This is a genomic window from Rhodococcus sp. 66b (genome assembly GCF_002076325.1).
GTDB lineage: Bacteria > Actinomycetota > Actinomycetes > Mycobacteriales > Mycobacteriaceae > Rhodococcus_F > Rhodococcus_F erythropolis.
The window spans coordinates 303,682-319,463 of the sequence record NZ_MUZB01000005.1; the positions used below are offsets into that span (position 1 = coordinate 303,682).

14 protein-coding genes are annotated in these 15,782 nt (G+C 62.9%); 13 read left to right on the plus strand and 1 reads right to left on the minus strand.

The genetic code is table 11. The annotated features are described in order from the left end of the window. The first annotated feature begins 62 nt into the window (after positions 1–62). From B0E55_RS11690 to secA, 13 genes are all read left to right on the plus strand, one after another. On the plus strand, positions 63–1,559 hold the full coding sequence (locus B0E55_RS11690) for an amino acid permease (protein ID WP_019747776.1): 1,497 nt from the start codon (positions 63–65) through the stop codon (positions 1,557–1,559). A gap of 111 nt (positions 1,560–1,670) precedes the next feature. Beyond that, complete coding sequence (locus B0E55_RS11695) at positions 1,671–2,897, plus strand: alkane 1-monooxygenase (RefSeq protein ID WP_020907102.1); 1,227 nt, start codon at positions 1,671–1,673, stop codon at positions 2,895–2,897. Further along, positions 2,897–3,082 (plus strand): rubredoxin, encoded by a 186-nt coding sequence (locus tag B0E55_RS11700; RefSeq protein ID WP_003940827.1) that lies wholly within the window; start codon positions 2,897–2,899, stop codon positions 3,080–3,082. Before B0E55_RS11695 ends, B0E55_RS11700 begins: the two co-directional genes overlap by 1 nt. Next, entirely contained in the window at positions 3,079–3,261 is a 183-nt protein-coding gene (locus B0E55_RS11705; RefSeq protein ID WP_003940894.1) for a rubredoxin, read from the plus strand. Before B0E55_RS11700 ends, B0E55_RS11705 begins: the two co-directional genes overlap by 4 nt. A gap of 48 nt (positions 3,262–3,309) precedes the next feature. Continuing rightward, positions 3,310–3,951, plus strand: a complete 642-nt coding sequence (locus B0E55_RS11710) for a TetR family transcriptional regulator (RefSeq protein ID WP_021332563.1) — start codon at positions 3,310–3,312, stop codon at positions 3,949–3,951. Positions 3,952–4,011: 60 nt separating this feature from the next. Further along, complete coding sequence (gene ahcY / locus B0E55_RS11715) at positions 4,012–5,490, plus strand: adenosylhomocysteinase (protein ID WP_021332564.1); 1,479 nt, start codon at positions 4,012–4,014, stop codon at positions 5,488–5,490. Between the two features lie 72 nt (positions 5,491–5,562). Next, positions 5,563–6,204 carry a dTMP kinase gene (locus B0E55_RS11720; RefSeq protein ID WP_080909746.1) on the plus strand — a complete coding sequence of 214 codons (642 nt, stop codon included), beginning with the start codon at positions 5,563–5,565 and terminating at the stop codon, positions 6,202–6,204. 116 nt (positions 6,205–6,320) lie between these two features. Then, entirely contained in the window at positions 6,321–6,998 is a 678-nt protein-coding gene (mtrA, locus tag B0E55_RS11725; RefSeq protein ID WP_003941013.1) for an MtrAB system response regulator MtrA, read from the plus strand. After that, complete coding sequence (mtrB, locus tag B0E55_RS11730; protein ID WP_019747781.1) at positions 6,995–8,734, plus strand: MtrAB system histidine kinase MtrB; 1,740 nt, start codon at positions 6,995–6,997, stop codon at positions 8,732–8,734. Before mtrA ends, mtrB begins: the two co-directional genes overlap by 4 nt. Then, entirely contained in the window at positions 8,731–10,509 is a 1,779-nt protein-coding gene (gene lpqB / locus B0E55_RS11735; protein WP_020907106.1) for an MtrAB system accessory lipoprotein LpqB, read from the plus strand. The genes mtrB and lpqB overlap by 4 nt, the downstream gene beginning before the upstream one ends. A gap of 15 nt (positions 10,510–10,524) precedes the next feature. Continuing rightward, on the plus strand, positions 10,525–11,256 hold the full coding sequence (locus B0E55_RS11740; protein ID WP_080909747.1) for a ComF family protein: 732 nt from the start codon (positions 10,525–10,527) through the stop codon (positions 11,254–11,256). Positions 11,257–11,431: 175 nt separating this feature from the next. Beyond that, positions 11,432–12,112 carry a ribosome hibernation-promoting factor, HPF/YfiA family gene (gene hpf, locus B0E55_RS11745; protein WP_080909748.1) on the plus strand — a complete coding sequence of 227 codons (681 nt, stop codon included), beginning with the start codon at positions 11,432–11,434 and terminating at the stop codon, positions 12,110–12,112. Positions 12,113–12,242: 130 nt separating this feature from the next. Then, complete coding sequence (gene secA, locus B0E55_RS11750; RefSeq protein WP_019747784.1) at positions 12,243–15,086, plus strand: preprotein translocase subunit SecA; 2,844 nt, start codon at positions 12,243–12,245, stop codon at positions 15,084–15,086. 52 nt (positions 15,087–15,138) lie between these two features. Here secA and B0E55_RS11755 read toward each other — a convergent pair whose 3' ends face one another. Further along, the gene (locus tag B0E55_RS11755) at positions 15,139–15,732 is read right to left on the minus strand and encodes an Rv3235 family protein (protein ID WP_020723642.1); all 594 of its coding nucleotides are present in this window, start codon (positions 15,730–15,732) and stop codon (positions 15,139–15,141) included. Positions 15,733–15,782 lie beyond the last annotated feature (50 nt).

A 15,782-nucleotide genomic window follows, 5' to 3' on the forward strand; every position in this document is an offset into this window, starting at 1 on the left:
GCTGATGCCATCTCTCTACTTGCCCATGGTGGGACCTGCTGGTCCCCAGCAAGGAGGCGGCAATGGCTGTCAAGGACGAGCAGGCCGGATCTGGACGGTCGAAGCTGTTTCGAACCAAATCGATCGAGCAGTCCATCAAGGACACCGACGAGCCGGAGACCAAACTCCGGAAAGAGCTGAACTCGTGGGATCTCACGGTGTTCGGTGTCGCAGTGGTCATCGGTGCGGGCATCTTCACACTCACGGCTCGGACGGCGGGAAACGTCGCCGGGCCGTCGGTTTCGCTGGCTTTTGTCATCGCGGCAATCGCCTGCGGACTGGCAGCGCTGTGTTACGCCGAGTTCGCGTCGACGGTCCCGGTCGCCGGTAGCGCGTACACGTTCTCGTACGCGACGTTCGGTGAATTCGTCGCCTGGATCATCGGCTGGGATCTCATCCTCGAATTCGCTTTGGCGTCTTCGGTGGTGGCAAAAGGCTGGTCGCTGTACCTCGGCGAAGTGATGGGTTCACGCAGCCCGATCGTCGAGTTGGGGCCGATCTCGTTCGACTGGGGTGCGGTGCTGGTGATCGCCGTCATCACGATCCTGCTCGCGACCGGCACAAAACTCTCTTCGAGGGTGTCACTGGTGATCACGGCGATCAAGGTCGCGGTGGTGTTGCTGGTGATCATCGTCGGTCTGTTCTACATCGACACCGACAACTACTCGCCGTACATTCCGCCGTCGGAGCCGGGCTCGACGGGAGAGGGCATCCACCAGTCGTTGTTCTCGTACGTGACCGGGGCCGGTGGCAGCACATTCGGGTGGTACGGATTGCTCGCGGCAGCCAGTCTGGTGTTCTTCGCGTTCATCGGCTTCGACGTCGTCGCCACGACTGCGGAGGAGGCGAAGGAGCCGCAGAAGGCGTTGCCACGCGGCATCCTGGGCTCGCTCTTGATCGTCACGGTTCTGTACGTGGCAGTGACACTCGTGTTGACCGGGATGGTGAAGTACACCGAACTCGAGGGCGATACTTCCAACCTGGCAACGGCATTCGCCTTCCACGACATCACGTGGGCGAAAAACGTCATCTCGTTCGGCGCGTTGGCCGGTCTCACGACCGTGGTGATGGTGCTGATGCTCGGGCAGACCAGGGTGCTCTTCGCGATGGCACGCGACGGTCTGATGCCACGACGCCTGGCGCCGACCGGCAAGCACGGAACTCCCGTGCGGATCACGATCTTGGTCGGCGTTGTGGTCGCGGTGCTCGCCGGAGTGTTCCCGATCGGCACCCTCGAGGAAATGGTCAATATCGGCACGTTGTTCGCGTTTGTTCTCGTGTCGTTGGGGGTTCTCGTGCTTCGTCGGACGCGGCCGGACCTACCCCGCGGGTTCAGGGTGCCACTGGTCCCGCTTATCCCGATCCTGGCTGTCCTCGCGTGTCTCTGGTTGATGTTCAACCTGTCGGTGGAGACCTGGATGAGGTTCGTGGTCTGGATGGCCCTCGGTGTTGTCATCTACTTCGCCTACAGCAGGCAGCATTCGTTGATCGGGAAGCGTGAACGCGGCGAAATCGAGTAAATGTACAAAGATTATGATTTGTCTATCACTTGTACAAATAGCGTAGTACTGTCGACCTCAGGGTGAACTGACTCACAGTTGTCGAGTCGGTCCGAATCGAGGAGGTAGACCGTGTCGACGCACGTGAACTCGCAGTCCGGGCAGACACTCCCGCCCGAGCAGTGGCGTGACAAGAAGAGATATCTTTGGCTGCTCGGCCTGGTGCCGCCGACGGCGGTCTTCATTGCCGTCGGATTGGTCGCGTTGTTCAACAGTCTCGGGTGGAACGCGGTCTCGCCGGTGTGGTGGTGGATCGGGCCGTTGCTCGTCTACATCCTGCTCCCGATCCTCGACATCTTCTTCGGTCCGGACGGCGAGAATCCGCCGGACGAGGTGATGGAGCGCCTCGAGAACGACAAGTACTACCGGTACTGCACCTACATCTACATACCGTTCCAGTTGGCCAGCCTGGTCCTGGCCTGCTATCTCTGGTCGGCGACCGACCTGTCCTGGCTCGGAATCGACGGGGGACTGGGGCTGATCTCCAAGATCGGTCTGGCGATCAGTATCGGTTGCGTCGCAGGAATCGGGATCAACACCGCACACGAACTAGGTCACAAGAAGGACGATCTCGAGCGCTGGTTGTCGAAGATCACTCTGGCGCAGTCGTTTTACGGCCACTTCTACATCGAGCACAATCGTGGACACCACGTGCGGGTCGCCACGCCCGAGGATCCGGCGTCGTCTCGCTTCGGCGAGAGCTTCTGGACCTTCCTGCCGCGCAGTGTGTGGGGATCTCTGCGCTCGTCGTGGTCCCTGGAGAAAGCCAGGCTCGATCGACTGGGTAAGAAGCCGTGGACAATTCGCAACGACGTCCTGCATTCGTGGTTGATGTCCGTCGTACTCTTCGGTGTCCTCGTCGCCGTCTTCGGGCTCTCGGTGCTGCCGTTCCTGGTGCTGCAGGCCGTCTTCGGATTCTGCCTGCTCGAAACCGTCAACTACCTCGAACATTACGGACTGAAGCGTCGCCGTCTGGACAGTGGGCGGTACGAGCGCGCCGCACCGGAGCACAGTTGGAACAGCGATCACATCTGCACCAACATCTTCCTGTATCACCTCCAGCGTCACAGTGACCATCATGCGAACCCGACACGTCGTTATCAGACGCTTCGAAGCATGGACGGTGCACCCAACCTGCCCAGTGGATACGCGAGCATGATCATGCTCGCCTACGTTCCGCCGCTGTGGCGAAAAGTAATGGATCCCAAGGTCCTTGCGCACTACGGCGGCGACATCACCCGCGTCAACGTTCAGCCGTCCAAGCGTGATCGCATCCTTGCTCGGTACGGAGCAGCGTGATGAGCAGCTATCGATGCCCGGTGTGTGAATACGTCTACGACGAATCGAAGGGTGCACCACGAGAAGGGTTTCCGGCGGGCACGCCGTGGGATGCCGTGCCGGACGACTGGTGCTGTCCGGACTGCGGCGTGAGGGAAAAGCTGGACTTCGAGCCGATGCCGGCAACGGCAGGGAGTGAATCATGAACGACTACAAGCTGTATCAGTGCGCGCAATGCGGCTTCGAGTACGACGAGGCAGTCGGCTGGCCGGAGGACGGTATCGAACCGGGAACTCGCTGGGACGACATTCCCGAAGACTGGAGTTGCCCGGACTGCGGCGCGGCGAAGAGCGACTTCTTCATGGTGGAGGTCGAGCGGCGGTGAGTTGCGTCGGCGTCGAACGGACCTGAGCGCGGCGGTAGTGTCGTCACCATGACTTCGACGCCAACTCGTCTGCCGCAGAAAGAAGCGTCGCGCCTGCTGCTGCGTACGTCGGTGCTCGATTCGATGCGTGAGTTGTTGACCGAGCGTGACTGGTCCGAGGTGACGCTGACAGTTCTGGCCAAGCATGCCGGTGTGAGTCGTCAGACGCTCTACAACGAGTTCGGTTCGAGGCAAGGGCTTGCCGAGGCATACGCGCTTCGCCTTGCCGACGGATTCGTCGATGCGGTGGACGAGGCCATGGTGGCGAACGACGGACGTGCAGTCGAGGCACTGACGGCGGGCTTCGGATCGTTTTTCGCCTCCAGCGCAACCGACCCGTTGGTGATCTCTCTGCTCACCGGTGAGGCCAAGCCGGACCTTCTTCGCCTGATCACCACTGACAGCGCGGTCATCATCGAACGCGCGTCGTCGCGGCTTGCGGAGAGCTTCCAGCGAGGGTGGATTCAGGCGTCACCCGCCGATGCCGGGATTCTGGCCAGGGCGATTGCGCGTCTCGGGCTCAGCTACATTTCGATGCCGCCGGAGTCCGAGGTTTCGGTGGCGGAGGATCTGGGCACATTGCTCGGGCCATTCATCGACGTGGCGCGAGAGGGTCGCGCAGTAGAGGGGCGGGCGGGAGAGGGCGTCTAACCGATAGCCTGGTACACCGATAGGCTTGTGCATAGTTTGCACGTCAACCAGGAGAGGCAGATGACGACCTCAGTTTCAACAACGCCCGTGGCCGAGAGCCGTAACGGCATCGACTTCAAAGTTGCAGATCTTTCGCTCGCGGAGTTCGGTCGCAAGGAAATCCGTCTGGCAGAGCACGAGATGCCCGGCCTCATGGCGCTTCGTCGCGAATACGCAGAGGTGTTGCCGCTCAAGGGCGCTCGCGTTTCCGGCTCGCTGCACATGACCATTCAGACCGCGGTTCTGATCGAGACGCTGACGGCGCTCGGCGCCGAGGTCCGCTGGGCTTCGTGCAACATCTTCTCCACGCAGGATCATGCTGCCGCCGCCATCGTCGTCGGTCCGCACGGCACCCCGGAAGAGCCCAAGGGCGTTCCGGTTTTCGCCTGGAAGGGTGAAACCCTCGAAGAGTACTGGTGGGCAGCGGAGCAGATGCTGACCTGGCCGGGCGAGCCCGCCAACATGATTCTCGACGATGGCGGCGACGCCACCATGCTGGTGCTCAAGGGCGCACAGTTCGAGAAGGCCGGCGTCGTGCCGCCGACGGACGACGACCAGGATTCCGACGAGTACAAGGTCTTCCTTGCGCTTCTGCGTCAGTCGCTCGCCGCTGACAAGGGCAAGTGGACTGCGATCGCCGAGTCCGTCCAGGGTGTCACCGAGGAGACCACCACGGGCGTTCTGCGTCTGTACCAGGTTGCCGCTGCCGGCGAACTCACGTTCCCCGCGATCAACGTCAACGACTCGGTCACCAAGAGCAAGTTCGACAACAAGTACGGCACACGCCACTCGCTGCTCGACGGCATCAACCGCGGCACCGACGTTCTGATCGGCGGCAAGGCTGCGCTGGTCTGTGGTTACGGAGACGTCGGCAAGGGTTGTGCCGAGGCACTTCGTGGCCAGGGCGCTCGCGTCGCGGTCACCGAGGTCGACCCCATCAACGCCCTTCAGGCGCTCATGGACGGCTTCGAGGTCAAGACAGTCGAGCAGGCCATCGGCTGGGCCGACATCGTGATCACGTCCACAGGTAACAAGGACATCATCACGTTCGAGCACATGAAGGCCATGAAGCACCAGGCCATCCTGGGCAACATCGGTCACTTCGACAACGAGATCGACATGGCAGGCCTCGAGAAGTCCGGCGACGTCACGCGGATCAACATCAAGCCGCAGGTCGACGAGTTCACCTTCGCCGACGGCCACTCGATCATCGTGCTGTCCGAAGGCCGCCTGCTCAACCTCGGCAACGCGACGGGCCACCCGTCGTTCGTGATGAGCAACAGCTTCTCCAACCAGGTCATCGCACAGATCGAACTGTGGACGAAGCCGGACGAGTACGACAACGAGGTCTACCGCCTCCCGAAGCACCTCGACGAGAAGGTCGCCAAGATCCACGTCGAGGCACTCGGTGGCACGCTGACCAAGCTCACGAAGGATCAGGCAGAGTACATCGGCGTCGACGTCGAAGGCCCGTACAAGCCGGAGCACTACCGCTACTGACCCGGCGATTCGTCGCTGAGAATGGCCGTCCCCCGGTCTGCGCAAGCAGGCCGGGGGATAGGCTTGTCCGCCGTGGGAACACTGGTGGCATTGGAAGGCCTCGACGGAGCTGGAAAGCGAACGTTGATCGGCAAAGTGGAGACCGAACTCCGCCGCGGCGGCACGTCGATCGCGACTCTGGATTTTCCGCGGTACGGAAAGTCGATCCACGCGGATCTTGCTGCCGAGGCGCTCAAAGGATCACACGGAGACCTGGCCGAATCCGTGAACGCGATGGCGGTCCTGTTCGCCTTGGACCGCGCTGGTGCTGCGGATCGGATCTCGGAACTGTTGTCCGCCAACGACATTGTTCTCCTCGACCGCTACGTTGCCTCCAACGCTGCCTACAACGCGGCGCGCGTGCATCAGGGCGTGGACGGCGAGATGGTCGCCTGGATCCGTGAATTGGAGTTGGGTCGACTCGCTCTCCCCGCTCCCGATCTGCAGCTGTACCTCGACGTACCGGTAGCTCTGGCCGAGCAGCGCGCCCGCTCCCGTGAGGCCCAGGACGCGTCGCGTCAGCTCGACGCCTACGAGCGCGACGGCGGTCTGCAGGCCAGAACCGGTGAGCTCTACAAGCAGTTGGCAGCGACGAACTGGGCCTCACCCTGGTGGATCGTGGGGCCGGAGACGGACCCGGCCAATCTGGCACGCAGGCTCGCGGATTTCGCGTGATCGGTCACCCTGGCAGCCGGGATTCGAACTTTCCGGCACAGTAGAGGGAAAGACGCGGCACGCCGCACGGCCTCGTAACGGTCTGATTCATCGCTCCGAGATGCAACGATAGGGATATGAAACCAAGGATTCTGGTTGTCGACGACGACACGGCACTCGCCGAGATGCTCACGATCGTGCTGCGTGGTGAGGGTTTTGATCCCTACGTGGTAGGCGACGGAACCCTGGCGCTCGCGGCAGTGCGTGAGACGCGCCCCGATCTCGTCCTGCTCGATCTCATGCTTCCCGGAATGAACGGGATCGACGTATGCCGGGTTCTGCGTGCGGATTCCGGTGTGCCCATCGTGATGTTGACGGCCAAGACCGACACCGTCGACGTCGTGCTCGGCCTCGAATCCGGTGCGGACGACTACATCATGAAGCCGTTCAAGCCGAAGGAATTGGTGGCGCGAGTTCGCGCTCGCCTGCGCCGCACCGAAGAGGAACCGGCCGAGCTGCTGAGCATCGCCGACATCGTGATCGACGTTCCGGCGCACAAGGTCAGCCGCGGCAGCGAGCAGATCTCGCTCACACCACTCGAATTCGACCTGCTGGTCGCATTGGCGCGCAAGCCGCGCCAGGTGTTCACCCGTGAAGTCCTTCTCGAGCAGGTGTGGGGATACCGCCACGCCGCCGATACCCGTCTGGTGAACGTGCACGTTCAGCGTTTGCGCGCCAAGGTCGAAACTGATCCCGAGAATCCCGAAGTGGTTCTGACGGTCAGGGGGGTCGGCTACAAGGCCGGACCGCCGTGAGCGGAGTTTCCAGGTGGCGTCGTCGTCTCAATCGACGGCTGACGCCATTTCTGCGGTGGTGTCACTCGATGAGCAACACCCTCGCGCACACGTGGCGACGCTCGCTCCAGTTGCGAGTGGTCGTCTCGACTTTGACGTTGTCCTTGATCGTCATCGTCATTCTCGGTGTCGTGCTGACCAGTCAGATCACCGATCGACTGTTGGAAACGAAGATCACCGCGGCGACCGAAGAAATGGACCGTGCCCGCGGCATCGTCGAAGACCAACTCGCGGGTGTCGACGATTCGACGGCGCTCAACGTTCAATTGGAAAGCGCTGCATCCGGACTGACGAGCCGTCGAAACCAGACCTCGGGCCAGGCCTCCGGGTCGGCCGGCACCTTCGATCCGGTGCTCATCGTGCCCGGGGACGGGCCGCGCCAGCCGACGAGTTCGGGACCGGTCGATCAGATCCCCGACAACCTGCGCGAGTTCGTCAAACGCGGCCAGATCAGCTACCAATTCGCGACGGTGTCCAACCCGAACGGTTACTCCGGTCCCGCGCTGATCATCGGTAGCCCCACCGCGTCGTCGATATCGGGACTCGAGCTGTACCTGATCTTCCCGCTCGCAAGCGAAGACCGGAGTCTGTCGCTTGTTCGAAGCACCCTGCTGATCGGTGGAGCCGTGTTGCTGGTGCTCCTGGCTGCGATTTCGCTGTTGGTTGCCAGGCAGGTCGTGCTTCCCATCCGATCGGCCTCACGAATCGCGGTGCGTTTCGCAGACGGCCGACTCAAGGAACGAATGCCGGTCCGCGGCGAGGACGACATGGCGCGCTTGGCCATGTCCTTCAACGAGATGGCCGAGAGTCTGTCCAAACAGATCACCCAGTTGGAGGAGTTCGGCAGTCTCCAGAAACGCTTCACCTCCGATGTCAGCCATGAACTCCGCACACCTCTGACCACGGTCCGCATGGCCGCCGACCTGATCTACGACGGCAGCGAGAACCTCGATCCGATGCTGCGTCGGTCGTCGGAACTGCTTGTCGCCGAGCTGGACAGGTTCGAGGGGCTTCTGGCGGACCTCCTCGAGATCTCCCGCCACGACGCCGGTGTCGCGGAACTCGCATCCGAACAACTCGACGTGCGTATGTGTGCGCGAGCGGCCGTTTCCACGGTTCGCCATCTCGCCCGCGAATCCGGCACCGAACTGATCGTGGACATGCCCGACGAGCCCGTCATGGCAGATGTCGATCCGCGCCGCGTCGAACGCATCCTGCGAAATCTCCTGGCCAACGCCATCGACCACGGTGAGGGGAAGCCGATTCTGCTTCGCCTTCGCGCCGACGACAATGCCCTCGCCTTCATCGTCCGCGACAGTGGCGTCGGGTTGCGTCCGGGCGAGGAGAAGTTGGTCTTCAACCGGTTCTGGCGATCGGACCCGTCCCGCGTGCGCCGCAGTGGCGGCACCGGACTCGGCCTCGCGATCAGCGTCGAGGACGCGAATCTGCACGACGGCAAGCTCGAGGCCTGGGGCGAACCGGGAGTCGGCGCCTGCTTCCGGCTGACGCTCTCGCGCACCCGTGGCAAGAAAGTCGTGTCGAGCCCACTGCCTCTCAAGCCGACGACCACAAAGTTCGTCCGCACCCCGAGCGAAGCCGATATCGTCGCCGATACCGTCGGCGAGGTCACGTCGTCCCTGCCGACTCCGCGCGAATCGGACTCGCGGAACGAGTCCAACGGTGGGGATCGATCATGATCGGAACCCGCCGCCGTCTGGCACTTCTCGCAACAACGCTCAGCGTGCTGTTGCTGACCGGCGCGTGCGCGAGTCTGCCGGAATCCTCCTCGCCGCAGGCAATCGGAACTCTGGCAACAGCCGTGCCCGGAACCTCCGTCGAATCACCGGCATCGGGGCGAGAGCCGGACTTGCTGGTACGTGACTTCGTCAAGGCGAGTACCGATCCGTCCAACCGGCATGCTGCAGCCCGCCAGTACCTCACCAAAGACGCCTCGGCGCGCTGGGACGACGCGGCCAGTGCCGTCATCGTCGACAAGATCGACACCCTGTCGGCGTCGCGAACCAGTTCCGAAGCGGTGTACACGATTCGTGTGAACAAGGTCGGTCGCCTCGACCCCGGCGGGCTGTACGTCCCCGAAGAGGGCAGCTTCGAAGCGAAGATGACGCTGACGTTGACCGATGGCGAATGGCGTATCAGCGATCTGCCACCCGGTGTGATCATGGAGCGCCCGCAGTTCCTCGGCGCATATCAGCGGAAGTCGTTGTTCTTCCTCGACCCGACCAGCCAGACAGTCGTCCCCGACCTTCGCTGGATCTCCGGCGGACAGGACCAGGTGGCAGCTCAGCTGATCGGCCTGATGATCGACGGACCGAAGGCAGCGCTGGCGCCGGCTGTACGAAACGAACTCGGCAATGGCGTGTCGGTGATCGGTCCGATCACCAAGGCCGACGGCAAGCCGGGACAGGTCGGAGTCGGTCTCGGCGGTGTGCGCATCAACTTCCGTCTGGACAACCCGATGGATGCTGCGACGCGCGGTTTGTTTGCAGCGCAAGTCATCTGGACGCTCGCCAATGCCGATGTCGCGGGGCCGTACGTTCTGGAGATCGACGGCGAACCGCTGGACGCTGCTCATGCGGAAGGCTGGACCACCGCCGACGTCGCGTCGACCAACCCGCTGGCCACCACGAGTGCGACCGTCGGACTGCACGCACTGCGCAACGGTTCACTGGTGAGCGTCAGCGAGCAGGAGGCGACTCCGGTGCCCGGTTTCGCGGGCAATGCGGGCAACCTCACGGCGGCTGCTCTCTCGCGGGACGGCAAGTTGGTCGCAGCCGTCGCAGACACCGCTCGGCCGGATCCAGCCACCCGGTTCGACTTGTCGCTCGGTACATACGGCGATGGTTCCGCTCCGGTGCTCGAAGGCAGCGCCATCACCCGACCTTCGTGGGAGCTGGACAACAATGCTGTCTGGGCGGCGGTGAACGGCAATACCGTCGTTCGGGTCGTCCGCGAACCAGGAACCGGTCGGGTGTCGGTCACCAACGTCGATGTCGGGGCGTTGACGTCGGTCGGCTCCACGATCTCGGAATTGCGTCTCTCTCGCGACGGCGTGCGAGCCGCGATGATCATCGACGGCAAGGTCTACCTGGCCGTGGTCGTGCGCACACCCAGCGGGGTCTACGCCCTGACGAGTCCGCGTGCGGTGGCGTCCGGCTTGGGCAGTACCGCGCTCTCACTCGACTGGAGCAACAGCGACACCATCGTGATCGCGCGCAGTGGAGCCGACATACCGGTCGTCCAGGTCGCGATAGACGGTTCACGAATGGACGCGCTGCCGAGTGGAAACCTGACCGCTCCCGTCACCTCCGTGGATGCGTCGCCGACCACCGAGTACGTCGCCGACGCGCGTGCGGTGTTCCAACTGAACAACAACGACCCCGCCGGGGATCGACGCTGGCGTGAAGTGACTGTGCTGACCGGACAGAAGGCGATTCCGGTTCTACCCGGCTGACGTCTCTGTGCTCTGATGCGTGTCGGTGCTCTGATTCATGATTCGGCCATGGGGGACAAGAAATTCGGTGCCGGATTGCTCGATCTGCTGTTGCCACGCGAGTGTGGTGGGTGTGGCCGCACGGGGACGCTGTGGTGCGGTGAGTGCGCGGAACTGCTGCGTGACCATCCGGTTCAACTGAGTCCGCGCGTAGACCCGGGCGTGCCGGTCTGGGCACTCGGCCGCTACGACGGCCCCAGGCGGCGCAGTGTGATCGAGATGAAGGAACGGGGTCGTCGGGACCTCGCGACGCCTCTGGGGATCGCTGTGGCCGGTGCATTGGGCACTCTGGAACGGTGGGGCGAGGTCGGCGGCGGGGGTCGTACGCCGATCATGCTGGTGCCGGCTCCCACACGCGCCCGAGCGGCGCGATCTCGCGGGGGTGATCCGGTTCGCCGGATAGCCGAGAGTGTGCGCGAAAAGCGGGAAGTTGGTTCCGTCGAGGGGCGTCCGGTACGTGTCTGTCCGATTCTCCGGATGACGCGAGGCGTACGTGACTCGGTCGGACTGTCCGCGGCCGACCGGGTGACCAATGTGAACGGTCATGTGTCTCTCGACACCACTGCAGTCTCTTCGATTGTCGGGGACGGCGACATCGTCCTGCTCGACGACGTCCTGACCACGGGAGCGACTGCGGCAGAGTCGGTTCGGGCTCTCGCGCTCAGTGGGATTCGGACAACTCTCGTGCTTGTTCTTGCAGGGGCTTAGATGAATTTCGTTGGAACAGTGGCACTCGCGCGCGTTACGTACTAGCGTCGGCGGCACACCCGAAAATACTGGTAGGAGGTGGTACTTCGATACTGGTGCCGGGCGGATCCCCTCTCGGTACTTGCAGAATTTGCCGCCGCCCACCGTGGGGCGGGGCCGTAATTGGGAGGTACGAGTGACGACCCCTTCGCAAGCCTCGTTTTTCATCGAGGACGCCACCATCGAGCGTTCCGAGAATGCCGCAGCTCCGAGATCCGACGTCGTAGTCAAGGGACGAAATGTCGAGATCCCCGATCACTTCCGAATCTACGTTTCGGAAAAGCTGGCGCGACTCGAACACTTCGACCCCTCCATATTCCACTTCGACGTGGAACTTCAACATGAACGCAACCGACGACAGGCCAAGAGTTGCCAGCGCGTCGAGATCACCGCTCGAGGTAAAGGCCCGGTGGCCCGAGCCGAAGCGTCCGCAGACAGCTTCTACGCCGCCTTCGAATCGGTGATCGACAAGCTCGAAAGCCGCCTCCGTCGAACCAAGGACCGCAAGAAGGTCCATTACGGCGACAAGCGACCGGTGTCCGTCGCGGAGGCAACCGCCTCCCTCGTCGACGCAGACTCACTCGGAGTCACACCGGACATTTCGCCGAACGGCCAAGAGCCGGACGAGTACGACGGCCCGGGACGCGTGGTCCGCACGAAGGATCACCCGGCCGAGCCGATGACCATCGACGACGCTCTGTACGAGATGGAACTGGTCGGACACGACTTCTTTCTCTTCCATGACAAGGAGTCGGACAAGCCGTCCGTCGTCTACCGTCGTCACGCTTTCGACTACGGATTGATCCGCCTGACATGACCCAATCGGTGGTGGGTTTGCTCGCTCGCCGCCGGTAGCGCCTACCATGGAATCCGGCCGGAGTTTTCGGACCCCGGCCGGATTTTCAGTGTGTGACCCCTGTCGCCGAAGATTGAGGACGAAGAAGACTGTGCCGTCGCTGTCGCTATCGAAGCTGCTCCGTGTTGGTGAAGGTCGCATGGTCAAGCGGCTCAAGCACATCGCCGAGCATGTGGAATCTCTGTCGCCCGATGTCGAAGGCCTGACAGACGAGCAACTCAAAGCCAAGACCACCGAGTTCCGTGAGCGCTACGCCGCCGGGGAAACCCTCGACGAGTTGCTGCCCGAGGCATTCTCGGTGGCCCGCGAGGCGTCGTGGCGCGTGATCGACCAGAAGCACTTCCACGTGCAGATCATGGGCGGCGCGGCCCTGCACTTCGGCAACGTCGCCGAGATGAAGACCGGTGAGGGCAAGACCCTGACCTGTGTTCTTCCGGCCTATCTCAACGCGATCGCCGGTGACGGCGTCCATGTGGTCACGGTCAACGACTACCTCGCCAAGCGTGACTCCGAGTGGATGGGTCGCGTTCACCGCGCCCTCGGCCTCGAGACCAGTGTGATTCTCTCGGGCATGACCCCGGCTGAGCGCCGCGTCGCCTACGCAGCCGACATCACGTACGGCACCAACAACGAGTTCGGCTTCGACTACCTGCGCGACAACATGACGCATTCGCTGGACGACCTGGTCCAGCGTGGCCACGCGTTTGCCATCGTCGACGAGGTCGACTCGATCCTCATCGACGAAGCCCGAACCCCGCTCATCATCTCGGGCCCGGCCGACGGCTCCAGCAAGTGGTACAGCGAGTTCGCTCGCATCGCGCCGCTGCTGAAGAAGGACGTCCACTACGAGGTCGACATCCGCAAGCGCACCATCGGTGTGCACGAGGCGGGCGTCGAACTGGTCGAGGACCAGCTCGGTATCGACAACCTGTACGAAGCCGCGAATTCTCCGCTGGTGAGCTACTTGAACAACGCGATCAAGGCCAAGGAGCTCTACACCAAGGACAAGGACTACATCGTCCGCGACGGTGAGGTCATCATCGTCGACGAGTTCACCGGCCGCGTGCTGGTCGGCCGCCGCTACAACGAGGGCATGCACCAGGCGATCGAGGCCAAGGAGAAGGTGGAGATCAAGGCCGAGAATCAGACTCTCGCCACCATCACCCTGCAGAACTACTTCCGTCTGTACGACAAGTTGTCCGGCATGACGGGTACCGCCGAGACGGAAGCTGCCGAGCTTCACCAGACCTACACCCTCGGTGTGATCCCCATCCCGACCAACCGCCCGATGGTCCGAGTCGACAACGGCGACCTCATCTACAAGACCGAGGAAGCCAAGTTCGACGCGGTGGTCGACGACGTCGTCGAGCGTCACGAGAACGGCCAGCCCGTCCTGATCGGTACCACCAGCGTCGAGCGCTCGGAGTACCTGTCCAAGCAGTTCACCAAGCGCGGCGTTGCACACAACGTCCTCAATGCGAAGTTCCACGAGAAGGAAGCGACCATCATCGCCGAGGCCGGTCGCTCCGGTGCGGTCACCGTCGCGACCAACATGGCCGGCCGCGGTACCGACGTCGTTCTCGGTGGTAACCCGGACATCATCGCGGACATCGCGCTGCGCAAGAAGGGCCTCGATCCGGTCACGACGCCGGACGAGTACGAAGCAGCCTGGGACGCAGTCCTGGACGAGGTCAAGGCTGAGGTCAAGGCAGACGCGGAGAAGGTCCGCGACGCCGGCGGCCTGTACGTTCTGGGCACCGAGCGTCACGAATCGCGTCGTATCGACAACCAGTTGCGCGGTCGTTCCGGACGTCAGGGTGATCCCGGCGAATCGCGGTTCTACCTCTCGCTCGGTGACGAGCTCATGCGCCGCTTCAACGGTTCGGCACTCGAGTCGATCATGACGCGCCTCAACCTTCCCGACGACGTCCCGATCGAAGCCAAGATGGTCTCGAAGGCCATCAAGAGCGCTCAGACTCAGGTCGAGCAGCAGAACTTCGAAATTCGCAAGAATGTCCTCAAGTACGACGAGGTCATGAACCAGCAGCGAACGGTCATCTACAAGGAGCGCCGCCAGATCCTCGAGGGTGAGGACATGGAGGGCCAGGTCGAGCAGATGATCACTGACGTGGTCACCGCCTACGTCGACGGTGCCACCGCCGAGGGATACGTCGAGGACTGGGATCTCGAGCAGCTGTGGACCGCGCTCAAGACGCTCTACCCGGTCGGCATCGATCACAAGACGTTGGCAGGGGAGGACGGCGCAGGCATCAACAGTGACCTGAGCCGTGACGACCTGCGAACCGCTTTGCTCGAAGACGCCCACGCGGCGTACAAGAAGCGCGAAGCCGAGATCGATGCGATCGCCGGCGAAAACGGTATGCGTGAACTCGAGCGTCGTGTCTTCCTCTCGGTCCTGGACCGCAAGTGGCGTGAGCATCTCTACGAGATGGATTACCTCAAGGAGGGAATCGGTCTGCGTGCGATGGCCCAGCGCGATCCGCTGGTCGAGTACCAGCGCGAGGGTTACGACATGTTCATCGGCATGCTCGACGGATTGAAGGAAGAGTCCGTCGGATTCCTCTTCAACCTGCAGGTCGAGGCAGCTCCGGCGCAGCCCGCGAGCGGAATTTCCGTCACGGCCGGCTCGGCCGCTGCGGCGTCCGCCACGGCGCCCAAGCCGCTCCCGACGCAGGAAGCCGCAGCCAGGACAACCGGAACTGCTGCCCCGACGGCGTTGCGCGCCAAGGGACTTGACGACGAAGGTCCGTCGCGATTGACGTACACCGGCCCGGACGAGGACGGTAAGGCGAAGGCAACCCGCGACTCGGCCGCCGACTCCGGTGACGGGGCCGCCTCGCGCCGCGAACGTCGTGAAGCAGCACGGACGCAGTCGAAGAGCAATCGAGCTCCGAAGTCCAAGCGCAAGCGCTGAGGTTCAGTACAGCTGAGCTACCAGCGCAGTTAGTACTCAGCAGGCTGGACGGTCACACCACGTGTAGTGCGGTGACCGTCCAGCCTGTTCCGTCTGTATGGTCGATCCGACCCGCGACGGCAAATGTCTGCGTGCCTCGTGTGTACGTCGCACAGACTTCGGCGGTACTCTTCGACACTGCTTGAACGTGGGTGCGGTGAACGGCCGCGCCGCCCAGCTTCCGGGCCGAAAATTCCGAAGTATAAAGTCGCGCAACAACTTCCAGGACGGACGGCGTCAATACGCCCTTGAGTTGCCGCGGATTTCGTCGCCGGTCGACGGTTTCGAGAACCAGGCGAAGTGATCGGTTCCAGAAGATGTCGGCACCCGCCAACTGCGGTTCCAGCACGTGAGTGAAACCGGCACTGGACGACGTCCCGTTGTGTGGTGTCTTTCGTGGGCGACGCAGCATTCGGTCGGTTCGGCACTGCGCTCGGTCGGGTCGGCACTGCGGCCGCGTAAGCGCGACGGTATGCGCGTGAGGCTCGAATTGTGGTGCCGGCTCGAGAATGATTGTGCAGTCCTGCTCCATGACATCCCCCCGGATGATCGTGCGTCCGAGATGGTCGTCTCGGACTTCGCTCCCCCGAGCGATGGTGAGAAGCATGACACGAAACGCTCGAGATGTCGCCGTGATCACCATCGCGACTTAGGGTG

Excerpts from the sequence above, each read along its gene's own strand:
- B0E55_RS11740 (WP_080909747.1), top strand. The coding sequence starts at position 10,525 with ATGCGTGTCGGTGCTCTGATTCATGATTCGGCCATGGGGGACAAGAAA.
- ahcY (WP_021332564.1), top strand. The coding sequence starts at position 4,012 with ATGACGACCTCAGTTTCAACAACGCCCGTGGCCGAGAGCCGTAACGGC.
- B0E55_RS11710 (WP_021332563.1), top strand. The coding sequence starts at position 3,310 with ATGACTTCGACGCCAACTCGTCTGCCGCAGAAAGAAGCGTCGCGCCTG.
- mtrA (WP_003941013.1), top strand. The coding sequence starts at position 6,321 with ATGAAACCAAGGATTCTGGTTGTCGACGACGACACGGCACTCGCCGAG.
- B0E55_RS11700 (WP_003940827.1), top strand. The coding sequence starts at position 2,897 with ATGAGCAGCTATCGATGCCCGGTGTGTGAATACGTCTACGACGAATCG.
- B0E55_RS11755 (WP_020723642.1), bottom strand. The coding sequence starts at position 15,732 with ATGCTTCTCACCATCGCTCGGGGGAGCGAAGTCCGAGACGACCATCTC.
- B0E55_RS11705 (WP_003940894.1), top strand. The coding sequence starts at position 3,079 with ATGAACGACTACAAGCTGTATCAGTGCGCGCAATGCGGCTTCGAGTAC.
- B0E55_RS11690 (WP_019747776.1), top strand. The coding sequence starts at position 63 with ATGGCTGTCAAGGACGAGCAGGCCGGATCTGGACGGTCGAAGCTGTTT.
- lpqB (WP_020907106.1), top strand. The coding sequence starts at position 8,731 with ATGATCGGAACCCGCCGCCGTCTGGCACTTCTCGCAACAACGCTCAGC.